At 60.6% G+C, this 22311-nt stretch carries 14 protein-coding genes; 7 read left to right on the top strand and 7 right to left on the bottom strand.

The window, feature by feature from the left end:
* Positions 1–194: 194 nt before the first annotated feature.
* Positions 195–410: a ribosome modulation factor gene (rmf, locus tag VC35_RS29215; RefSeq protein WP_003223300.1), complete on the bottom strand. Its 216-nt coding sequence runs from the start codon at positions 408–410 to the stop codon at positions 195–197.
* A 530-nt stretch (positions 411–940) separates the two neighbouring features.
* Between rmf and rlmKL the strand changes: the two genes are divergently transcribed.
* Together rlmKL and VC35_RS23510 are read left to right on the top strand one after the other, a co-directional pair.
* The gene (gene rlmKL, locus VC35_RS23515) at positions 941–3211 is read left to right on the top strand and encodes a bifunctional 23S rRNA (guanine(2069)-N(7))-methyltransferase RlmK/23S rRNA (guanine(2445)-N(2))-methyltransferase RlmL (RefSeq protein ID WP_046042880.1); all 2271 of its coding nucleotides are present in this window, start codon (positions 941–943) and stop codon (positions 3209–3211) included.
* Positions 3212–3354: 143 nt separating this feature from the next.
* The gene (locus VC35_RS23510) at positions 3355–5754 is read left to right on the top strand and encodes a sensor domain-containing diguanylate cyclase (protein ID WP_046042879.1); all 2400 of its coding nucleotides are present in this window, start codon (positions 3355–3357) and stop codon (positions 5752–5754) included.
* 138 nt (positions 5755–5892) lie between these two features.
* On the opposite strand, the gene dacB is transcribed toward VC35_RS23510, so the two are convergent.
* Positions 5893–7353, bottom strand: a complete 1461-nt coding sequence (gene dacB, locus VC35_RS23505) for a D-alanyl-D-alanine carboxypeptidase/D-alanyl-D-alanine endopeptidase (RefSeq protein WP_046042878.1) — start codon at positions 7351–7353, stop codon at positions 5893–5895.
* Positions 7354–7587: 234 nt separating this feature from the next.
* On the opposite strand from dacB, the gene VC35_RS23500 reads away from it, so the two are divergent.
* The gene (locus VC35_RS23500; RefSeq protein WP_046042876.1) at positions 7588–7929 is read left to right on the top strand and encodes a YggL family protein; all 342 of its coding nucleotides are present in this window, start codon (positions 7588–7590) and stop codon (positions 7927–7929) included.
* Between the two features lie 65 nt (positions 7930–7994).
* Here the strand turns inward: VC35_RS23500 and VC35_RS23495 are convergent, their stop codons facing one another.
* Positions 7995–9188 (bottom strand): benzoate/H(+) symporter BenE family transporter, encoded by a 1194-nt coding sequence (locus VC35_RS23495; protein ID WP_046042874.1) that lies wholly within the window; start codon positions 9186–9188, stop codon positions 7995–7997.
* A gap of 411 nt (positions 9189–9599) precedes the next feature.
* Between VC35_RS23495 and VC35_RS23490 the strand changes: the two genes are divergently transcribed.
* A complete protein-coding gene (locus tag VC35_RS23490; protein WP_007971481.1) occupies positions 9600–10364 on the top strand; it encodes a GntR family transcriptional regulator in 765 nt (254 codons plus the stop codon).
* A gap of 154 nt (positions 10365–10518) precedes the next feature.
* On the opposite strand, the gene guaD is transcribed toward VC35_RS23490, so the two are convergent.
* The 4 genes from guaD to xdhA form a co-directional block, all read right to left on the bottom strand.
* On the bottom strand, positions 10519–11823 hold the full coding sequence (gene guaD / locus VC35_RS23485; RefSeq protein WP_046042873.1) for a guanine deaminase: 1305 nt from the start codon (positions 11821–11823) through the stop codon (positions 10519–10521).
* Between the two features lie 23 nt (positions 11824–11846).
* Entirely contained in the window at positions 11847–12704 is an 858-nt protein-coding gene (gene xdhC, locus VC35_RS23480) for a xanthine dehydrogenase accessory protein XdhC (protein ID WP_046042872.1), read from the bottom strand.
* Positions 12705–12822: 118 nt separating this feature from the next.
* The gene (xdhB, locus tag VC35_RS23475; RefSeq protein WP_046042871.1) at positions 12823–15222 is read right to left on the bottom strand and encodes a xanthine dehydrogenase molybdopterin binding subunit; all 2400 of its coding nucleotides are present in this window, start codon (positions 15220–15222) and stop codon (positions 12823–12825) included.
* Entirely contained in the window at positions 15215–16669 is a 1455-nt protein-coding gene (gene xdhA, locus VC35_RS23470; RefSeq protein WP_046042870.1) for a xanthine dehydrogenase small subunit, read from the bottom strand. The genes xdhB and xdhA overlap by 8 nt, the downstream gene beginning before the upstream one ends.
* A 278-nt stretch (positions 16670–16947) precedes the next feature.
* On the opposite strand from xdhA, the gene VC35_RS23465 reads away from it, so the two are divergent.
* The 3 genes from VC35_RS23465 (at position 16948) to zipA (ending at position 22217) form a co-directional block, all read left to right on the top strand.
* Entirely contained in the window at positions 16948–17607 is a 660-nt protein-coding gene (locus VC35_RS23465) for a GntR family transcriptional regulator (RefSeq protein ID WP_046042869.1), read from the top strand.
* 2 nt (positions 17608–17609) lie between these two features.
* Positions 17610–21098, top strand: a complete 3489-nt coding sequence (gene smc, locus VC35_RS23460) for a chromosome segregation protein SMC (RefSeq protein ID WP_046042868.1) — start codon at positions 17610–17612, stop codon at positions 21096–21098.
* Between the two features lie 258 nt (positions 21099–21356).
* Positions 21357–22217 (top strand): cell division protein ZipA, encoded by an 861-nt coding sequence (zipA, locus tag VC35_RS23455; protein WP_046042866.1) that lies wholly within the window; start codon positions 21357–21359, stop codon positions 22215–22217.
* Positions 22218–22311: the final 94 nt, after the last annotated feature.

Raw genomic sequence — 22311 nt, 5'->3', positions numbered from 1 at the left:
TCGGTTTTAGGGCAGCTTCGCTGCCCAACGGGGGCAAGCCCCCTCGCCACAAAGGTTTGTCGCGGTGTTTCTGGCAGACATAAAAAAGGGCTCCATAAAGGAGCCCCTGGGCCGGAGCCCGCCGTCCGGATGGGACGTGCGTGGTTAATTCAGTACAAAATCAAATTGTCGTGTCGGAGTGTTGTGCCCTGTAATTAGCCGACGGCGTGAAGTTCGTTGAGTCTGTGGATTCCCGCAGTGCCGGTCATACCGTCCCAGTTGTCGCCGCGTCCTTCTCGCCAGCCGTTGATCCAGGCTTGACGTACCGACGGTAGAGTAAATGGGCAAAGCTCACGGGATTTACCACCAACGCCATATTGATATCCGCGCAAAAATGCTCTTTCCAACGGATCACGCTTAAGTCTTCTCATAGGGTGTTGCCCTCACTTGTTGACTGTATTTATCGCGTCGACCTCTATTGAGGTCTGGCAGAAAAACTCTGCCGTTGGTGGCTCGTTGCCGGCGTGACGAGCCAAGGTGTTGGCGTCATTGCGGCGCCAACCTGTATTGAGTTCTAACCAATGCGTCACATCGAGGGAATGATCGTTTTGTCATAAGGACGTAACCGTTCATGTGCTAACGCCATAAGTAACAGAGCGGTGGTAGCGTATTTATTGGCCAAACCCCGGTATGATCGGCCCTGCGCTTGATGATGGGCTTAATCCTTTACTGAGAATGGCTCCCGTTGCCGGGAGGCACTATTCGACGAAGGGTCGACTTATGACATTTTGTTGCATCAACTTTTTTATCTGTCCTTGCATCTAAGCTCATTTAACCCGGGCAGCAGGGGTGGAACGGCACACCTTCGTGCCACGCGGGCGCTCTTCGAGAAAAGCGCCTGATTGAAAACTGGACCGGCAATGCGTTGCCCGGTCACTCAGCTAAAGGTTCTGGAATTCCCATGTCCGATCATTTCGAACTCTTCCTCACTTGCCCAAAAGGCCTTGAAGGCCTGCTCATCGAGGAAGCCGTCGGGCTTGGCCTTGAGGAAGCGCGCGAGCACACCTCTGCCGTACGCGGCATGGCCACCATGGAAACCGCTTATCGCCTGTGCCTGTGGTCGCGCCTGGCCAACCGAGTGCTGCTGGTGCTCAAGCGTTTCCCGATGAAGGACGCCGAAGATTTGTACCACGGCGTGTTGGACATCGAGTGGCAAGACCACATGCTCAATGACGGCACCCTTGCCGTCGAATTCAGCGGCCATGGCTCGGGTATCGACAACACCCACTTCGGCGCGCTGAAGGTCAAGGACGCCATCGTCGACAAACTGCGCACCCCGCAAGGCGATCGTCCGTCCATCGACAAGCTCAACCCGGACCTGCGTATTCACCTGCGCCTGGACCGCGGCGAAGCCATTCTGTCCCTCGACCTGTCGGGCCACAGCCTGCACCAGCGCGGCTATCGCCTGCAGCAAGGTGCGGCACCGCTGAAGGAAAACCTCGCGGCCGCCATCCTGATCCGTTCCGGTTGGCCACGTATCGCGGCCGAAGGCGGCGCACTGGCTGACCCGATGTGCGGTGTCGGCACCTTCCTGGTGGAAGCGGCGATGATCGCCGCCGACATCGCGCCGAACCTGCGTCGCGAGCAGTGGGGCTTCACCGCCTGGCTCGGTCACGTCCCGGCGCTGTGGAAAAAACTGCACGAAGAAGCTTCCGAGCGCGCAGCGGCCGGCCTGGCCAAGACACCATTGTGGATCCGCGGCTACGAAGCCGATCCACGGCTGATTCAACCGGGCCGCAACAACGTCGAGCGTGCCGGCCTGAGCGAGTGGATCAAGATCTACCAGGGCGAAGTCGCGACTTTCGAGCCGCGCCCGGACCAGAACCAGAAAGGCCTGGTGATCTGCAACCCTCCGTACGGCGAGCGTCTGGGCGATGAGGCGAGCCTGCTCTACCTCTACCAGAACCTCGGCGAGCGCCTGCGTCAGGCCTGCCTGAACTGGGAAGCGGCGGTGTTCACCGGCGCGCCGGACCTGGGCAAGCGCATGGGTATCCGCAGCCACAAACAGTATTCGTTCTGGAACGGCGCCTTGCCGTGCAAGCTGCTGCTGATCAAGGTGCTGCCGGACCAGTTCGTCACCGGCGAGCGTCGTACTCCGGAACAGCGCCAGGTCGAGCGCGAGCAAGCCGCCTATGATCAGGCGCCGAACGAACCGCAAGAACGCAAGTTCAACAAAAACGGCAACCCGATCAAACCGACGCCGGCACCGGCTCCGGTGATCGAGCAGCCGCGCCTGAGCGAAGGCGGGCAGATGTTCGCCAACCGCCTGCAAAAGAACCTCAAGGCCCAGGGCAAGTGGGTTAAGCGCGAAGGCATCGACTGCTACCGCGTGTACGATGCCGACATGCCGGAATATTCCATGGCTATCGACCTGTATCACGATTGGGTCCACGTCCAGGAATACGCCGCGCCGAAATCCATCGATCCGGAAAAGGCCTCGGCCCGCATGTTCGATGCCCTGGCAGCCATCCCGCAGGCGTTGAACATCGACAAGAGCCGCGTGGTGGTCAAGCGTCGCGAGCGTCAGAGCGGCACCAAGCAGTACGAGCGCCAGGCGGCACAGGGCAAGTTCGTCGAGGTCAACGAAGGCGGGATCAAACTGCTGGTGAATCTCACCGATTACCTTGATACCGGTCTGTTCCTCGACCACCGGCCGATGCGCATGCGTATCCAGAAAGAGGCGGCCGGCAAACGCTTCCTCAATCTGTACTGCTACACCGCGACGGCCAGTGTGCATGCGGCCAAGGGCGGCGCGCGCAGCACCACCAGCGTCGACCTGTCGAAAACCTATCTGGACTGGGCGCGTCGCAACCTGTCGCTGAACGGTTTTTCCGACAAGAACCGCCTGGAGCAGGGTGATGTGATGGCGTGGCTCGAAGCCAGTCGTGACGAGTACGACCTGATCTTCATCGACCCGCCGACGTTCTCCAACTCCAAGCGCATGGAAGGTGTCTTCGACGTGCAGCGTGACCAGGTGCAACTGATCGACCTGGCCATGGCGCGCTTGGCGCCTGGCGGCGTGTTGTACTTCTCCAACAACTTCCGCAAGTTCGAACTGGAAGCCAATCTCGGCGAGCGTTATGCCGTCGAGGAGATCACTGCCCAGACCATCGATCCGGATTTTTCCCGCAACGCCAAGATCCATCGCGCCTGGAGAATCATGGCTCGTTGACACCTGATGTGACTGGATCCACAGAGCCTTGATTTTCAAAGGCTCTTGGATCCCATCAGTGCTGGTCAAATTAGTGGCTAATAGCTATAACACACCTCAAGGCCAAAGGGCTTTCCCGCACCTGGCGTTTTGAGTTGCGTTCTATGTCGTTGCACGCCGTGCGCCCCAAGATCCTGGGTTTTATCAGCGAAGATGCGTCGGCCTGGTTGGTCGCGTTGCTGGTATTGCTGGTCGGCGGGGTGCTCACCGGGTTGCTGGCGTGGTCGACGCTGAATCTGTTTCACCATCAATTACGGCAACGTTTCCAACTGCTGGCCAGTGAACGTTACAGCCGTATCGAAGAGCGTTTCGAAGATCAGGAGCAGCGCCTCGACGGCCTGCGCCGCTTTTTCGCCAATTCCGATTCGGTGTCCCGAGCGGAGTTCGACGGCTACACCCAACCTTTATTGCTGCGAACCCAGGCGTATTCCTATGCCCAGCGGGTCACTCGTGACGAGCGGGCGGCGTTCGAGCGTCGGGTGCGTGACGAAGGCTTGAGCAGCTTCACCCTGAGAGAACTCAACGCCGACGGCCAATTGCAACTGGCCGGCGAACGAGATGAGTACGTGGCGGTTCTGTATAGCCAGACGCAAAGCAAACTCGGCGCTCCCCTCGGTTACGACTTGCTGGCCCAGCCACTGCGACGTGCCACGCTTGATCGGGCCGATCAGCATGGCGGCATGGCGGTGTCGCAACCGATGCATCTGGTGAGTATCGAGCCGGCTTATGCGCGCGGCGTGCTGCTGGTCGCACCGGTCACGCAGCGCAACGGTCAGGACCACAAAGCCGCGAAGCCCTACGGTTATGTCATGGCCGTGATCAGCATGCGCCAGTTGCTGGCGGACGGACTGCCGGACGCCGGCCATGACTATCTCTCGGTGCGCATCCTCGATTTGTCGATCGAAGACCAGCACGAGGTGCTGTTCGAGTCACCCAACCCACCGGCCATCAGCGAGCTGTCCGCCACGCGCCTGTTGCGCATGGCCGATCATGACTATCAAGTCGATATCCAGCCCAGCGACGCGTTCGTGAAGGCCAACCATTCCTCCGTGACCAGTGTGGTGGTGTTGGGTGGGTTGCTCAGCGTGATGCTCAGTGCCTTGCTGTATGTGTTGGTCAGTCAGCGGCAGCGGGCGTTGAAACTGGTGGAGCAACGCACCCAGGAGCTGCGCGATCGAGAGCAGGAACTGCGGGGTACCCATGGCCAGTTGCGTGGCGTGCTGAATGCCGCCACCCAGGTCGCGATCATCGCCACCGACCTGCGCGGCGTCATCAGCACCTTCAACGCCGGTGCCGAGCAGATGCTTGGCTATTCCAGCGCCGAGGTGGTGGGGCACATGACCCTGGAGAGCCTGCACCTGCCCCGGGAGCTGGTCGCTCGCTCGGCAGAGTTGAGCGCACGCTATGGCAAACCGGTGCCGACCTGCCAGGCGATGCTGGTCGAAGGCGACTCGGAGGGCGACCACGAGGCGCGGGAGTGGACGCTGGTGCGTGGCGATGGCAGCCATTTGATGGTCAACATGCTCGCCACGCCCGTGCTTGACGAGCAAGGCTTGTGGGTAGGGCACCTGGCGGTGTGCATCGACATCACCGAACGCAAACGGGTCCACGAGGCACTCGCGGCGCGGGACCTGTTGTTGAAGAAACTCAGCGCCCATGTGCCTGGTGGCATTTACCAGTTCAAGATGGAGTTCGACGGGCGTTTCAGCGTGATCTATGCCAGCGACGGCATTCGCGAGATCTACGAGCTGGAACCTGATGTGCTGCTGCACAATGCCGAAGCGATCTTCACCCGGATTCACCCCCAGGACACCACCCGTGTCCGTGCCTCGATCCGCGCCTCGGCCGACACCCTCAGCCCGTGGCGCGAGGAATACCGCGTGCAATTGCCGCAACGGGGTCTGCGTTGGGTACGTGGCGAGGCCACGCCGGAGGAACTGCCTGGTGGCGGTGTGCTCTGGCACGGCTACATCTCGGACATTTCTGATATGAAGCGGGTGGAGGAGGAATTGCGCGCGCTGTCTGTCACCGATTCCCTGACCGGTATCCACAACCGCCGTTATTTCCAGGAACGCCTGACCATCGAAATGGCCCGGGTGGAGCGCGGCGGTGGGGATCTGTCGGTGATCATGCTCGATATCGACCATTTCAAGCGCATCAATGACCTGCATGGCCATGCCATCGGTGATCGGGTGTTGCAGGCCGTCTGCCAGCGGATCGGCCACCGGCTGCGTCGCACCGATGTGTTCTGCCGCTTGGGCGGAGAGGAGTTCATGGTGCTGTGCCCGGATATCAGCGGCGAGCATGCCTATGTGTTGGCCCAGCAATTGTGGCAAGGCCTGCGCTGTTCACCCATTGAAGGCGTCGGTACGGTCACCGCCAGTTTCGGGATTGCCAGTTGGCGGGTCGGGGAGGGCGCCGATGCCTTGCTGTTGCGCGCGGATTCGGGGGTCTATGCGGCGAAGCAGGCGGGAAGGGATCGGGTTGAGGAGGAGATGAATTAACCCGGGTTGTACGCGATTAATGTGGGAGCGGGCTTGCTCGCGAAAGCGTCAGTACAGTCAACATTGATGTAACTGACATTCCGTTTTCGCGAGCAAGCTCGCTCCCACAGTTGATCTCTGTAGTTCTCAGGGTCCGGGTTACAACACCGAAGCCGTCTGCGGCAGTTTCGGTTGGCGGTACAGGTCCAGCAGCACCTGATCGAGCACCGACGAGGCGCCGAATGGGGCCTTGTCGTTGAGGATCGCCACCACCGCCCAGGTGTTGCCGTTGACGTCGCGACTGAAACCGGCAATCGCCCGCACGGTGTTCAGGGTGCCGGTCTTGACGTGGGCTTCACCGCGCATGGCAGTGGTCTTCAGGCGTTTGCGCATAGTGCCGTCGGTGCCGGCAATCGGCATCGAACTGATGTACTCGGCGGAATACGGGCTGTGCCACGCAGCTTCGAGCATCGAGGCCATTTCACGGGCGCTGACGCGCTCGGCACGGGACAGGCCAGAGCCGTTCTCCATCACCAGGTGCGGCGCGGTGATGCCCTTTTTCGCCAGCCACTGACGCACGACACGCTGGGCAGCCTTGGCGTCGTCACCATCGGCATCGGTACGGAAGCGTTGGCCGAGACTCAGGAACAACTGCTGGGCCATGGTGTTGTTACTGTACTTGTTGATGTCGCGGATGATTTCCGCCAGGTCCGGCGAGAACGCCCGGGCCAGGACCTTGGCGTCTTTCGGTGTTGGCGCCAGCACATCCTTGCCCTGAATGCTGCCACCCAGTTCCTTCCAGATCGCACGGACGGCGCCGGCGGTGTAGGTCGCGTGGTCGAGCAGCGACAGGTAAGTCTGCGAGCTGCAGCCTTCACCCAGCTGACCGCCGACCGTCACGGTCACGCTGCCGTCAGCCTGTGCAACCGGGTTGTAGCGCACGCCACCGGTGCATTGCTTGGAATTGAGGGCCTTGACCTGGTTGTCGATGCGGATGCTCGCAATCGGCGGCTCCACCGAGACCAGCACCTTGCCCGAGTCATTGCGCGCGACGAAGCGCAGCGCCTTGAGGTTGACCAGCAGCGAGTCGGGCTTGACCAGGAACGGCTTGTTCTCGTCGTTGCCGTCGTCATTGAACTCCGGCAGTTGCGGTTGCACGAAGAAGGTTTTATCCAGCACCAGGTCGCCGGTGACCTGGGTCACGCCATTGGCGCGCAGGTCGCGCATCAGCAGCCAGAGTTTTTCCATGTTCAGCTTCGGATCGCCGCCACCCTTGAGGTAGAGGTTGCCGTTGAGAATGCCGCCACTCAAGGTGCCGTCGGTGTAGAACTCGGTTTTCCACTGGTGGTTCGGGCCGAGCATTTCCAGCGCCGCGTAGGTGGTGACCAGTTTCATGGTCGACGCCGGGTTGACCGACACGTCGGCGTTGAACACCGTCGGGGTGCCGGGGCCGGTGAGCGGGATCATCACCAGCGACAGGGCGTCGTCCTGCAACTTGCTGGCTTTCAAGGCTTTTTCAACGTTGGGCGACAACGCGGTATTGACTGGAGCGGCGGAAACGGAGAAGGCCAGGGGAAGAAGAAAACTGGCCAGCAGCAATGGACGCAAAGATTTGATCATCTGAAATAAAACCCTACAGCCGAGGGAAAATATAAAGAGGGCATGGAGATAAATTCCCTCAATGGTCATGAAAGTGTCGGCATTATGCCCCAAGGTGTCACGGCTTGTGCCGTTCGAGGGCTGTCTGATCGGCTATTTTTTTACCGACGGTAGGCGTGGTGGCCCAGAGAGTCAGGCAATCGGCGGCTTAAACTGCTAAAGTGCCGCCCGTTATTACTTAAGAGGATTGTTCCAATGGCGACTAACCGTTCCCAGCGTCTGCGCAAAAAACTGTGCGTCGATGAATTTCAAGAGCTGGGTTTCGAGCTGAACCTGGATTTCAAAGAAGATTTGGCTGATGAAGCCATTGATGCTTTCCTCGACGCGTTCCTCAAAGAAGCCATGGAAGCCAACGGTCTGGGCTATGTTGGCGGCGACGACTACGGTCTGGTTTGCCTGCAGAAGCGTGGCTCGGTCAGCGCTGAACAGCGCGCTGCCGTTGAAGCCTGGCTCAAAGGCCGCACCGAGTTGACCAGCGTTGAAGTCAGCCCGCTGCTGGACGTCTGGTACCCGGAAAAGCCGATCAATCAGGCTTAAAGGCAGTTGTAAGCCTCAAGCTGCAAGCGGCAAGTTAAATGCGCTTGCAGCTTGCAGCTTGCAGCTTATGGCTGCTTTCTCCAATTCAGAATCACCAACGTCACCACCCCCGCGACAATCCCCCAGAACGCCGAACCGATGGAAAACAGCGTCAGCCCCGATGCCGTGACCATGAAGGTGATCAGCGCCGCTTCACGTTCCTTCACTTCGCTCATGGCGATGCTCAAACCGTTGATGATCGAGCCGAACAGCGCCAGCGCCGCAATCGACAGCACCAGTTCCTTGGGCAGCGCGGCAAACAATGCCGCGAGCGTCGCGCCGAACACACCAGCGATCCCGTAGAAAATCCCGCACCAGACCGCTGCGGTGTAGCGCTTGTTGCGATCCTCATGGGCGTGCGGCCCGGTGCAGATCGCTGCGCTGATCGCCGCCAGGTTGATCCCGTGGGAACCGAACGGTGCCAGCAGCAAACTGGCGATGCCGGTGGTGGTAATCAGCGGCGAGGCGGGCACCGTGTAACCATCGGCGCGCAATACGGCGATGCCGGGCATGTTTTGTGAGGTCATGGCGACGACAAACAGCGGGATGCCGATGCTGATGGTCGCGGCGAGGGAGAAGTGCGGCGTGGTCCAGACCGGCGTGGCCACTTCCAGGTGGAAACCGCTGAAGTCCAGCAGCCCCATGAAGCCTGATAATGCCGTGCCGATCAGCAATGCTGCCAACACCGCGTAGCGCGGCGACAGGCGCTTGACCACCAAATAGCTGACAAACATCCCCAGTACCAGGGCGGTGCGGTGTTGCGCCGCGACGAAAATCTCGCTGCCGATCTTGAACAGGATCCCCGCCAGCAGGGCGGCGGCCAGGGATGCCGGAATCTTTTTCATCAGTCGTTCGAAGCTGCCGGTCAGCCCGCAAATCGTCACCAGCACCGCGCAGGTGATGTAGGCACCAATGGCTTCGCCGTAGCTCACGCCACCCAGGCTGGTGATCAGCAGCGCGGCGCCGGGGGTCGACCAGGCGATGGTGATCGGCGTGCGATAGCGCAGGGACAGGCCAATGGAGCACACCGCCATGCCGATGGAAATCGCCCAGATCCACGAAGAAATCTGCCCGCTGCTCAGGCCGGCCGCTTGCCCGGCCTGGAACATCAGCACCAGGGAGCTGGTGTAGCCGGTCATCATGGCGATGAAGCCGGCGACGATGGCCGAGGGCGAGGTGTCGGCCAGCGGGCGGATTTGCGTGTGGGTGGCGTCGTTCATGACGGGTGTTGTTCCTTGTCTATAAAAGCAGTGAATCCAGCAGGTATTTGTGGCTGACCCAAATGTGTGGCGAGGGAGCTTGCTCCCGCTGGGCTGCGAAGCAGCCCCAATCAAGGCACTGCAGTGTGTCCAATGGAATGCGTCGGCTGATTTTACGACTGCTGCGCAGTCGAGCGGGAGCAAGCTCCCTCGCCACAAAAATGTCTCTCGACAAAAGTTTTGTGTTTTAAGCCTAAACTCAAAAGTAATCAGGCGTTGCGATACAGCCGAGGCAACATTCAGCCGTACAGTCGTGTTGCCACCTTCCATTGTGTACAATTGCAGTGTTTTTTACGCGATACTTGCCAGCGACCCACTGTGCCGTATTACAGTCGCGGTCAATTCGCCGCAGTTCTTCCGACTCGAGTGCCCATGAACGAACAGTTGCAACCCCTAAAGAAACAACCGCGAGCAGGCAAAGCCGGCCGCAGCGGTACCCAGGACGATATTGTCTACGCGCATATTTTCGAGGCCATCCTCGAGCAGCGTCTGGCGCCCGGCACCAAGTTGAGCGAAGAAGCGCTGGGGGAAATTTTTGGGGTCAGCCGCACCATCATTCGCCGCGCCTTGTCGCGCCTGGCCCATGAAGGCGTGGTGTTGCTGCGTCCGAATCGCGGCGCCGTGGTCGCCAGCCCTAGCGTCGAAGAAGCCCGCCAGGTGTTCATGGCCCGCCGTCTGGTGGAGCGAGCGATCACCGAGCTGGCGGTTCAGCACGCGACCGCCGAGCAGATTGCCGAATTGCGCCAGATGGTCAACGACGAACGCGACAGCTTCTCCCGTGGCGATCGTGGTGCCGGCATCCGCCTGTCGGGTGAGTTCCACCTGAAGCTGGCCGAAGCGGCGAAAAACGCGCCGCTGATCAGTTTCCAGCGCAGCCTGGTGTCCCAGACGTCGCTGATCATCGCCCAGTATGAAAGCGGCAACCGTTCCCACTGCTCCTACGACGAGCACACCCAGTTGATCGACGCCATCGAGAAGCGCGACGCTGAGCTGGCGGTGAACCTGATGATGCATCACATGGACCACATCGACAGCAAGCTCAACCTCGACGAGGAAAGTGCTTCGGATGATCTGCATGCGGTGTTCTCGCATTTGTTGCAGACCAAGAAGCCTGGGCGTTCGCCGGCGAAAATCTGATAGACCGAGTCGCTGCTTTCGCGAGCAGGCTCGCTCCTACAGGGGATCACATTTCAAATGTAGGAGTGAGCCTGCTCGCGATGACGATCTGACAGGCAACAAAAATCCCCCGGGCTGAAAAGCGCCGGGGGATTTTTTATGCCCGCAAAAGAACTTAGCGCTGATGCACCAGATTCCCCGCCGCATAAGTCTGCTGAACAGTCCGGTCATCTCCCAGGGTCATCAATACAAACAACGTCTCGGCGATGTTGTTGGCCTGCTTCAGGCGATAGCCCAGCAGCGGCGTGGCGTTGTAGTCCAGCACCAGGAAGTCGGCGTCGGTGCCCGGTTGCAGGGTGCCGATCTTGTCCTCCAGGCGCAGTGCGCGGGCGCCGCCGAGGGTGGCCAGGTACAGCGACTTGAACGGGCTCAGGCGCGCACCTTGCAGTTGCATGACCTTGTAAGCTTCGTTGAGGGTTTGCAGCAGCGAGAAACTGGTGCCGCCGCCCACATCGGTGCCGATGCCGACATTGAGCTTGTGCTTCTCGGCCATCGGCAGGTTGAACAGGCCGCTGCCGAGGAAGAAGTTCGAAGTCGGGCAGAAGGAGATGGCCGAACCGGTTTCTGCCAGACGCGCGCACTCGTCATCGCACAGGTGCACACCGTGGGCGAACACCGAGCGCTCGCCGAGCAACTGGTAGTGATCGTAGACGTCCAGGTAGCCCTTGCGCTCCGGGAACAGCTCCTTGACCCACTCGATTTCCTTGAGGTTTTCGCTGATGTGGGTCTGCATGTACAGATCCGGGTATTCGGTCAGCAACTGGCCAGCCAGGGTCAGCTGTTCCGGGGTGCTGGTCGGTGCGAAGCGTGGGGTGACCGCGTAGTGCAGGCGACCCTTGCCGTGCCAGCGCTCGATCAGCGCCTTGCTTTCGACGTAGCTGGATTCGGCGGTGTCGGTCAGGTAGTCCGGGGCGTTGCGGTCCATCATCACCTTGCCGGCGATCATCCGAAGGTCGAGCTGCTCGGCGGCTTCGAAGAACGAGTTCACCGATTGCGGGTGCACGCTGCCGAATACCAGCGCAGTGGTGGTGCCGTTGCGCAGCAGTTCCTTGATGAAAATATCCGCGACCTGGTCGGCGTGGGCCTTGTCGGCGAACTGGCTTTCGCACGGGAAGGTGTAGGTGTTGAGCCAGTCCAGCAACTGCTCGCCATAGGCGCCGACCATGCCGGTTTGCGGCAGGTGGATGTGGGTGTCGATGAAACCGGGGGTGATCAGCGCGTCCTGGTAGTGGGTGATTTCGACATCAGCCGGCAGGGTCGGCAGCAGTTCGCTGGCGTGGCCCAGGGCGCTGATCTGGCCGTTATCCACAACCAGCAAGCCGTCTTCGAAATACTCGTAGGAGGCTTCGATGCCCACGACGGCTGGGTCGGCGATGCTGTGCAGGATGGCGGCGCGGTAAGCTTTGCGAGTCAAAGGCATGTGAGTTCTCAATGTCAGGCTTGTCAGTTCGAGGCGGCTTGCTTCGAAGCGTGGCTGCGGCGTGAGGCGGGCAGCAGTTTGGCAATAGGCTCGGCGCTGGACGTCTGCTGGCCGAAGTTTGCGTTGTAGGTGGCGATGATTTCGCCGGCGATGGAGATGGCGATTTCCACAGGCAACTTGCCTTTGACTTCGCCGATGCCCATCGGGCAGCGCATGCGTTGCACGACGCTGTGGTCGAAACCGCGGTCGCGCAGGCGATGTTCGAACTTCACCCGTTTGGTCTTCGAACCGATCAGGCCGAAGTAGGCGAAGTCGTTGCGCTTGAGGATCGCTGCGGTCAGTTCGAGGTCGAGTTGATGGTTGTGGGTCATCACGATGCAATAGCTGCCGGCCGGCAGATCATCGATTTCATCCACCGGTTCTTCGCTGACGATCTTGCGCACGCCATGGGGGATCTGCTCGGGGAATTCATCTTCCCGCGAATCGATCCAGCGCACCCTGCAGGGCAGGCTGGCCAGCAGCGGCACCAAAGCGCGGCCGACGTGGCCGGCACCGAACACGGCGATCTGCGCTTGAACCTGGCCCATCGGTTCGAACAGCAAAACAGTTGCACCACCGCAGCACTGGCCGAGGCTGGCACCGAGGCTGAAGCGCTCCAGATGGGTGTCCTGCTTGCCGCTGGCGAGCATCTCGCGGGCGATCTTCATGGCCTTGTATTCCAGGTGCCCGCCACCGATGGTGTCGAAGCTCTGGTTCGCGCTGATGACCATCTTCGAGCCAGCGTTGCGCGGCGTCGAGCCGAGCTCTTCGATGATGGTGACCAGCACGCAGGGCTCACCCCGGTTTTGCAAGTCGGCGAGGGCGTCGATCCAGTTATACATAAACACCTCAACATCTCTGTTGTCTGTTCCGGCCTCATCGCGAGGAGGGCTCACTCCTACATTTGGAATGCATTCCTCTGTAGGAGTGAGCCTGCTCGCGATGGGCGCGCCTCGGACTTTAAAGCGAAGCCAACTCGGTCTCAGCCTCGACAGCCTTCGCCGCCTTCAGCTGGCGCATCTGCTCGCAGCCCCACAACACTCGCTCCGGGGTCGCCGGTGCGTCGATTTTCGGTTGATGTTTGTAGTCACCAAGGCTCGCCACGGCGTCCTTGATCGCACACCACGAGGCGATGCCGAGCATGAACGGCGGCTCGCCCACGGCCTTGGAGTGGAACACCGTGTCTTCCGGGTTCTTGCGGTTTTCCACCAGCTTCACCCGCAGGTCCAGCGGCATGTCCGCCACGGCCGGGATCTTGTAGCTGGCCGGGCCGTTGGTCATCAGCTTGCCCTTGTTGTTCCACACCAGCTCTTCCATGGTCAGCCAGCCCATGCCCTGGATGAAACCGCCCTCGACCTGACCGATGTCGATGGCCGGGTTCAGCGAGGCGCCGACGTCGTGGAGGATGTCGGTGCGCAGCATCTTGTATTCGCCGGTCAGGGTGTCAACCAGCACTTCGCAGCACGCCGCGCCAAAGGCGAAGTAGTAGAACGGACGGCCGCGCGCCTGGCTGCGGTCGTAGTAGATTTTCGGGGTCTTGTAGAAGCCGGTGCTCGATAGCGACACCTGGGCGAAGTACGCCTGCTGGATCAACGCTTCGAAGGTCAGGATGTGATCGCGGACCCGCACGTGGCCGTTGTGGAACTCCACGTCTTCTTCGCTGACCTTGTACTGACGAGCGGCGAATTCCACCAGACGTTGCTTGATGGTTTCGGCAGCGTTCTGCGCGGCCTTGCCGTTCAGGTCGGCACCGCTGGAAGCGGCGGTCGGCGAGGTGTTCGGTACTTTGTCGGTGTTGGTCGCGGTGATCTGCACACGGTCCATTTCCACCTGGAACACTTCAGCCACGACCTGCGCGACCTTGGTGTTCAGGCCCTGGCCCATTTCGGTGCCGCCGTGGTTGAGGTGGATGCTGCCGTCGGTGTAGACGTGTACCAGCGCGCCGGCCTGGTTGAGGAAGCTGGCGGTGAAGGAAATGCCGAATTTCACCGGGGTCAGCGCCAGGCCTTTTTTCAGGATCGGACTGTTGGCGTTGTAGCGACGGATCGCTTCGCGACGTTCGGCGTACTGGCTGCTTTCTTCCAGTTCCGCAGTCATCTCTTCGAGCATGTTGTGCTCGACGGTCTGGTAGTAGTGGGTGACGTTGCGCTCGGTCTTGCCGTAGTAGTTGGCCTTGCGCACGGCCAAAGGATCCAGGGCCAGATGGCGAGAGATGGCGTCCATCACTTCTTCGATGGCGACCATGCCTTGGGGGCCGCCGAAACCACGGTAGGCGGTGTTCGACGCAGTGTTGGTCTTGCAGCGGTGACCGTTGATGGTCGCATCGCCCAGGTAGTACGAGTTGTCCGAATGGAACATCGCGCGGTCGACGATCGACGCCGACAGGTCAGGGGAGCAACCGCAGTTGCCGGCCAGTTCCAGGTTGATGCCGTGCAGGCGGCCGGTGCTGTCGAAGCCGACGTCGTACTCGACATAGAACGGGTGACGCTTGCCGGTCATCAGCATGTCTTCGACCCGCGGCAGACGCATCTTGGTCGGCTGGCCGGTGAGGTGTGCGATCACCGCGCACAGGCATGCCGGGCTCGCCGCCTGGGTTTCCTTGCCGCCGAAACCGCCGCCCATGCGGCGCATGTCGACAACGATCTTGTTCATCGATACGTCCAGCACTTCGGCCACCAGTTTCTGCACTTCGGTGGGGTTTTGTGTGGAGCAGTAGACGATCATGCCGCCGTCTTCGGTCGGCATCACCGAAGAGATCTGGGTTTCCAGGTAGAAGTGTTCCTGGCCGCCGATGTGCAGCGTGCCCTGGATGCGATGTTCGGCAGTGGCCAGTGCCGTGGCCGAATCGCCGCGCTGATGGGTGTGGCTGTCGAGTACGAAGTGGCGCTTGCGCAGGGCTTCGACCACGTCCAGCACAGGTTCCAGGTCTTCGTATTCGATGATCGCGGCCATGGCCGCCTTGCGCGCGGTTTCCAGGTCTTTCGCCGCCACGGCGATCACCGGTTGACCGACGAACTGCACGGTGTCGATGGCCAGCAGCGGATCGCCCGGCAGCAACGGGCCGATGTCTTTCAGGCCCGGCACGTCTTCGTGGGTGATGGCGATGCGCACGCCTTCGAAGGCGTAGCAGGGCGAGGTGTCGATGCTGATGATCCGCGCGTGGGCACGGTCCGACATGCGCGCATAAACGTGCAGCTGGTTCGGAAACTCCAGGCGATCGTCGATGTACTGCGCTTCACCGGCCACATGCTTGGCGGCGCTGTCGTGCTTGACGCTGCGGCCGACACCGGTGGTCAGGTCCTTGGCGAACAGTTCAGCCAATTCGGCTTGGGTCTTCTCTACGGCGTGATGATTAGACATAAGCGGTCACCCGAGTCTCGATGTGCGGTGTTTGCAGTTCGATGAAGTATTTGCGCAGCAGGTTCTGCGCGCTGAGCAGGCGATATTCCTTGCTGGCGCGGAAGTCCGAGAGCGGCGTGAAGTCTTCTGCCAGGGCAGCGCAGGCGCGTTCAACGGTGGCGTTGTTGAATGGCGAGCCGAGCAATGCGGCCTCGCAGGCAGCAGCGCGTTTCGGGATGGCCGCCATGCCGCCGAAGGCGACGCGGGCTTCAGCGACTACGCCGTTTTCCAGGCGAATGTTGAAGGCGGCGCACACGGCGGAAATGTCATCGTCCAGGCGCTTGGAGATCTTGTAGGCGCGGAACAGTTTTTCGACGCTGGCGCGGGGCACGATGATTTTCTCGATGAACTCGCTTTCCTGGCGCGCAGTGACGCGGTAATCGATGAAGTAATCTTCCAGTGCCAGGGTGCGGCGGGTTTCGCCTTTGCACAGCACGATTTGCGCGCCGAGGGCGATCAGCAGGGGCGGCGAGTCACCAATCGGCGAGGCGTTGCCGATGTTGCCGCCCAGGGTGCCCTGGTTGCGGATCTGCAAGGAGGCGAAGCGGTGCAGCAATTCACCGAAGTCCGGGTACTCGGCATTCAAGGCCTCGTAGCAGTCGGAGAGGGAGGTGGCGGCGCCGATTTCCAGGCGATCGTCAAAACGTTCGATGCGCTTCATCTCGGCGACGTTGCCGACGTAGATCATCACCGGCAGGGTGCGGTGGAACTGCGTGACTTCCAGCGCCAGATCGGTACCGCCGGCCAGCAGGCGGGCCTGTGGATAAGCGTCGTAGAGGTCGGCCAGGTCGGCCACGGTCAGCGGCACCAGGCAGCGTTTGTCGCCGCTGTTGAGTTCGCCGATATCGGTCGGGGCAATGGCTTTCAGGCGCGCAATGGTGTCGGCCTCGCGGGCGTCGAACTGGTCCGGCTGCTTGCCACAGCAGGATTGCTCGGCGGCTTCCAGGATTGGCCGGTAGCCGGTACAACGGCAGAGATTGCCGGCCAGTGCTTCGTGGGCCTTGGCATGATCCGGTGCATCACTGTTCTTTTGCAGGGCAAACAGCGACATCACGAAACCGGGGGTGCAGAAGCCGCATTGCGAACCGTGGCACTCGACCATGGCTTTCTGCACGCTGTGCAGTTCACCCTTGTGCTTTAGGTCTTCGACGCTGATCAGCTGTTTGCCGTGCAGGGACGACACGAAGGTCAGGCACGAGTTGAGGCTGCGATAGCGAATGTGTTCGCGGCCGTCGTCATCCGTCTGCAATTCGCCGACCACCACGGTGCAGGCGCCGCAGTCACCGCTGGCGCAGCCTTCTTTGGTGCCGGGCTTGCCCACATGGTCGCGCAGATAATTGAGCACGGTCAGGTTCGGGTCCAGGGCGTGCTCGCTACGGAGTTCCTGGTTTAGTAAAAACTGGATCACGGAAGGCCTCGCAGACTCATTATTGTTGTTAACCGATAGGAACTGAATTTAGCAGGTCTGACTTTTCGGTCAATGATTTTCTGACTTAAAGGTCAGGAAATTGCAATTTGTCGATTAACCACCTGTTCCTTAATTATTGTCGCTGGTTCCATAGCCTGCCTTTTTGCTTGAATTTGCTTGAATCGTGCCAAAAAACCTCCGGGTGGGCACTCCGCCCTGATGCAGCAATTGCGCTACACTGCGCCGCTTGTACAGATCAAAGAGTTTGAAGGACAACCATGACGTTCAAGGCGCCGGACAGCCTCGCCGAGCAAATCGCTCACCACCTCGCCGAACGCATCATTCGCGGCGAAATGAAGCCCGGGGAGCGCATCCAGGAACAGAAGGTCACGCTGGCCCTCAATGTCAGTCGTGGTTCGGTCCGCGAGGCCTTGCTGATCCTCGAGCGTCGGCACCTGATCGCGATCCTGCCGCGACGTGGCGCCCACGTCACCGAGCTCACGCCGCACAAGGTGCAGAGCCTGTGCACGCTGATGAGCGAACTCTATATTCTGCTCGGTAACTCGGTGGCCAGTGGCTGGAAAACCCAAGCCGACATGGCGCCGTTCGTGCAGATCCAGCAACGCCTGACAGCCAGCTACGAGCGTCAGGACATCCGCACTTTCGTCGACGACAGCTTCAATGTGATGCGCGCCGCGTATCCGTTCGCCAACAACCCGTACTTGCAGGAAACCGTCGAGAATCTGCAGCCGGCCATGAGCCGTGCGTATTTCCTCGCGCTGGACCAGCGCAAAGCGTCGATGAGTGAATTCCTCGAACTGTTCGAGCGCTTGCTCGCAGCCGTGCTGGCCCGTGACTTTGCGCAGATTCGCGTGGTGCTGACGGCTTATGCCCAGCGCAGTTGCGATCTGGTGATCTCTGCCCTGACGGACGCCTGAGCGTGCGGCTCAAGTGCATCAAGCTGGCGGGGTTCAAGTCCTTCGTCGACCCGACCACGGTAAACTTCCCCAGTAACATGGCGGCGGTGGTCGGGCCCAATGGCTGCGGCAAATCGAACATCATCGACGCCGTGCGCTGGGTGATGGGCGAGAGTTCGGCGAAGAACCTGCGCGGCGAATCGATGACCGACGTCATCTTCAACGGCTCCACCAGCCGAAAGCCAGTGAGCCAGGCGAGCATCGAACTGGTGTTCGACAACTCCGACGGCACCTTGCTCGGGGAATACGCCGCCTACGCGGAAATTTCCATTCGCCGCAAAGTGACCCGCGACAGCCAGACCACCTATTACCTCAACGGCACCAAATGCCGGCGCCGCGACATCACCGATATCTTCCTCGGCACCGGCCTTGGCCCGCGCAGCTACTCGATCATCGAGCAGGGGATGATCTCCAAGCTGATCGAGTCCAAGCCCGAAGACCTGCGTAATTTCATCGAAGAAGCCGCAGGCATCTCCAAGTACAAGGAGCGCCGGCGCGAGACGGAAAACCGCATCCGCCGCACCCACGAAAACCTTGAGCGCCTGACCGACCTTCGCGAAGAGCTTGAGCGTCAGCTCGAACGCTTGCACCGCCAGGCCGAGGCCGCCAAGAAGTATCAGGAATACAAGGGCGAGGAGCGTCAGCTCAAGGCCCAGCTGTCGGCCCTGCGCTGGCAGGCGCTGAACGATCAGGTCGGCCAGCGTGAAGCGATCATCGGTAACCAGGAAGTTTCTTTCGAAGCCCTGGTGGCCGAACAGCGTAATGCCGACGCAAGCATCGAGCGCCTGCGTGACGGGCACCACGATCTCTCGGAACGCTTCAACCTGGTGCAGGGGCGCTTTTACTCGGTCGGTGGCGACATTGCCCGGGTCGAGCAGAGCATCCAGCACGGTCAGCAGCGTTTGCGCCAGTTGCAGGAAGACCTGAAAGAGGCCGAGCGCGCACGCCTGGAAACCGAATCGCACCTGGGCCACGACCGCACGCTGCTGCTGACCCTCGGCGAAGAGCTGGACATGCTCAACCCGGAGCAGGAAGTCACCAGCGCCGCCGCCGAAGAGGCTGCTGCCGCGCTGGAAGAGTCCGAAACCACCATGCACGGCTGGCAAGAGCAGTGGGATACGTTCAACCTCACCGCCGCCGAGCCGCGCCGTCAGGCCGAAGTGCAGCAGTCGCGGATCCAGCAGCTGGAAACCAGCCTCGAGCGCCTGGCCGATCGCCAGAAGCGTCTAGGCGAAGAACGCGCCTTGCTCTCGGCGGACCCGGAAGACGCGGCGATCATGGCGCTCAGCGAGCAGCTCGCCGAATCCGAAGCGACACTTGAGGATTTGCAGACCAGCGAAGAAGCCCAGGTCGAAAAGCTTGAGCAGTTGCGTCAGGAATTGCAGCAAGCGCTGACCGCGCAGCAGCAGGCGCAAGGCGATTTGCAGCGCCTCAACGGTCGGCTGGCTTCGCTCGAAGCTTTGCAGCAAGCCGCGCTCGATCCGGGTACCGGCACCGCCGAATGGCTGCGCGAACAGAATCTTGCGAATCGCCCGCGCCTGGCCGAAGGCCTGAAGGTTGAGGCCGGTTGGGAGCTGGCGGTGGAAACCGTGCTCGGCGCCGATCTACAAGCGGTGCTGGTGGACGACTTCAACGATTTCGATCTGTCGGGCTTTGCCCAGGGCGACTTGCGCTTGCTCAGCCCGTCCAGCGATGGCGTACGGGTGCCGGGCAGTTTGCTGGACAAGGTCGAGGCGCAGCTCGATCTGTCGCCATGGCTGGGGCAGGTCAGTCCGGTGGACAGTCTCGAACAGGCCTTGGCCTTGCGGAGCCAATTGGCTGCCGGGCAGAGCCTGATCAGCCGTGACGGTTACTGGATCGGTCGGCATTTCCTGCGGGTGCGTCGGGCCAGTGAAGCGGAAAGCGGCGTGCTCGCCCGTGGTCAGGAAATCCAGCAACTGGGCCTTGAGCGTGAAGAGCGCGAAGCCGCCGTCGAAACCCTGGAAACCCGTCTGCAGAATCTCAGGGCGCAGCAGCGTCAGCAGGAAAACGGTCGCGAGCATTTGCGCCGTTTGCTCCAGGACGAAGCGCGTCAGCAAGGTGAATTGAAGGCTCAATTGTCCGCCGGCAAAGCTAAGGCCGAACAATTGACCCTGCGTCGTACCCGCCTCGACGAAGAGCTTGTCGAACTCGATGAGCAGCGAGCGCTGGAACACGAAAATATCGGTGAGGCGCGCCTGCAATTGCAGGAAGCCCTCGACAGCATGGCGCTGGACACCGAGCAGCGTGAGTTGCTGCTGGCCCAGCGCGACAGCCTGCGCGAACGCCTGGACCGGGCGCGCCAGGAAGCGCGGCAGCACAAGGATCACGCCCATCAGCTGGCGGTGCGTCTGGGTTCGCTCAAGGCCCAGCACGATTCAACGCGTCAGGCGCTGGAGCGTCTGGAGATGCAATCCGAGCGGCTGACTGAAAAACGCGAGCAACTGAGCCTCAATCTGGAGGAGGGCGAAGCTCCGTTGGAAGAGCTGCGTTTGAAGCTCGAGGAATTGCTCGACAAGCGCATGACCGTCGACGAAGAGCTCAAGACCGCGCAGATCGCCCTCGAAGACGCCGACCGCGAACTGCGCGACGCCGAGAAGCGCCGCAGCCAGGCCGAACAGCAATCCCAGTTGATTCGCAGTCAGCTCGAAACCCAGCGCATGGAATGGCAAGCCCTGACCGTGCGCCGCAAGACCTTGCAGGACCAATTGCTGGAAGACGGCTACGATCTCCACGGCGTACTCGCGACGTTGACCGCCGAGGCCAGCGAGAAGGACGCCGAGGAAGAACTCGAGCGCATCGCCGCGAGGATTCAGCGTCTGGGCGCGATCAACCTGGCGGCCATCGATGAGTACCAGCAACAATCGGAACGTAAACGTTATCTGGATGCGCAGAACGACGATCTGGTGGAAGCGCTCGATACTCTTGAGAACGTGATTCGCAAGATCGACAAGGAAACCCGTAACCGTTTCAAGGATACCTTTGATCAGATCAATGGCGGTTTACAGGCGCTTTTCCCAAAAGTTTTCGGTGGAGGTCGCGCGTATTTGGAACTGACGGGCGAAGATTTACTCGATACAGGGGTAACAATCATGGCGCAGCCGCCCGGAAAGAAGAACAGCACCATCCATTTGCTCTCCGGCGGCGAAAAAGCCCTGACCGCATTGGCCCTGGTTTTTGCGATCTTCAAATTGAACCCGGCGCCGTTCTGCATGCTCGATGAGGTTGACGCGCCACTGGATGACGCTAACGTTGGACGCTACGCGCGATTGGTAAAAGAGATGTCACAGACAGTGCAGTTCATCTATATCACCCACAACAAGATCGCCATGGAAATGGCCGAACAACTGATGGGTGTGACGATGCACGAACCCGGTTGTTCACGTCTGGTGGCGGTGGATGTCGAGGAGGCGATGGCGATGGTGGATGCCTGAGTCGTGGTTGTAGGAAAGAGGGTTTACGGTATGTAGGACTCTTTTCCTGGCTTCGACTTGCTGGCCAATCGACATATTCGCGTCAGCCAACGTGGTAGACGGTGTAAAGTTGCCTTTGGTCGTGCTAGTTTAATGTCAATTTTTCGTATACGTGGGCAAAACGCCTGTCAGAACATAGAGTTGGCGCCACGTTTTAAAGCGGTTTGCAGGTTGTAAACCCCTTATTTTTCAGCATTTTTTATAGAGGCACGGGATTACATGGAAATCGGTCTGCGCGAGTGGCTGATCGTCATCGGCATTATTGTCATTGCCGGTATTCTTTTCGATGGCTGGCGCCGTATGCGCGGCGGCAAGGGAAAACTGAAGTTCCGTCTTGATCGAAGTCTGTCCAATCTGCCGGACGAGGACAGCGGCTCCAGCGCCGAGCTGCTGGGCCCGCCGCGCGTGCTGGACACGCATAAAGAGCCGCAACTGGACGAGCACGATCTGCCGTCGGTGAGCATGCCGGCCCGCGAGCCTCGCGAGTCGGGCTCCAAGCGCGGCAAGCGTGGCCACAGCGAGCCTTCCCAGGGAGACATGAACCTCAGCCTGGATCTGGACGGCGGCCCGAGCTTCAGCAGCCGCGACGGCGATTTCCCGGATGACACCAAGTCCGCGCCAGCGGTCAACGACAAAGATCAGCCACAAGCGGAAGAAGTGCTTGTGATCAGCGTGATCTGCCGCGACGCTGCCGGCTTCAAGGGCCCGGCGCTGTTGCAGAACATTCTGGAGAGCGGTTTGCGTTTCGGCGAGATGGATATTTTCCACCGTCACGAAAGCATGGCCGGCAACGGTGAAGTGCTGTTCTCCATGGCCAACGCCGTCAAGCCTGGCGTATTCGATCTGGACGACATCGACCACTTCAGCACCCCGGCAGTGAGCTTCTTCCTCGGTCTGCCAGGCCCTCGCCATCCGAAGCAAGCCTTCGACGTGATGGTGGCAGCGGCGCGTAAATTGTCCCAGGAGCTCAACGGTGAGCTGAAAGACGACCAGCGCAGCGTACTGACCGCCCAGACGATCGAGCACTACCGTCAGCGAATCGTCGAGTTCGAACGCCGCGCCCTGACCCAGAAACGTTGATTGAAATGGTTGTTCCCGCGCGGTGCGCGGGATAATCGGCAAACAGATTGAGCAGCCTCGGCTGCTCTTTTGCTTGTGCGCCAGGCATGGCGCG

The sequence above is a fragment of the Pseudomonas fluorescens genome (assembly GCF_000967965.1).
GTDB classification, from domain to species: domain Bacteria; phylum Pseudomonadota; class Gammaproteobacteria; order Pseudomonadales; family Pseudomonadaceae; genus Aquipseudomonas; species Aquipseudomonas grandcourensis.
Note: the sequence above shows the minus strand (reverse complement) of the source record. Positions and strands in the feature narration are given on the sequence as shown.

Coding starts and splice junctions, on each gene's coding strand:
- VC35_RS23500 (WP_046042876.1), top strand. CDS start 7,588: ATGGCGACTAACCGTTCCCAGCGTCTGCGCAAAAAACTGTGCGTCGAT.
- VC35_RS23465 (WP_046042869.1), top strand. CDS start 16,948: ATGACGTTCAAGGCGCCGGACAGCCTCGCCGAGCAAATCGCTCACCAC.
- zipA (WP_046042866.1), top strand. CDS start 21,357: ATGGAAATCGGTCTGCGCGAGTGGCTGATCGTCATCGGCATTATTGTC.
- VC35_RS23510 (WP_046042879.1), top strand. CDS start 3,355: ATGTCGTTGCACGCCGTGCGCCCCAAGATCCTGGGTTTTATCAGCGAA.
- xdhB (WP_046042871.1), bottom strand. CDS start 15,222: ATGTCTAATCATCACGCCGTAGAGAAGACCCAAGCCGAATTGGCTGAA.
- VC35_RS23495 (WP_046042874.1), bottom strand. CDS start 9,188: ATGAACGACGCCACCCACACGCAAATCCGCCCGCTGGCCGACACCTCG.
- rlmKL (WP_046042880.1), top strand. CDS start 941: ATGTCCGATCATTTCGAACTCTTCCTCACTTGCCCAAAAGGCCTTGAA.
- VC35_RS23490 (WP_007971481.1), top strand. CDS start 9,600: ATGAACGAACAGTTGCAACCCCTAAAGAAACAACCGCGAGCAGGCAAA.
- dacB (WP_046042878.1), bottom strand. CDS start 7,353: ATGATCAAATCTTTGCGTCCATTGCTGCTGGCCAGTTTTCTTCTTCCC.
- guaD (WP_046042873.1), bottom strand. CDS start 11,823: ATGCCTTTGACTCGCAAAGCTTACCGCGCCGCCATCCTGCACAGCATC.
- rmf (WP_003223300.1), bottom strand. CDS start 410: ATGAGAAGACTTAAGCGTGATCCGTTGGAAAGAGCATTTTTGCGCGGA.
- xdhC (WP_046042872.1), bottom strand. CDS start 12,704: ATGTATAACTGGATCGACGCCCTCGCCGACTTGCAAAACCGGGGTGAG.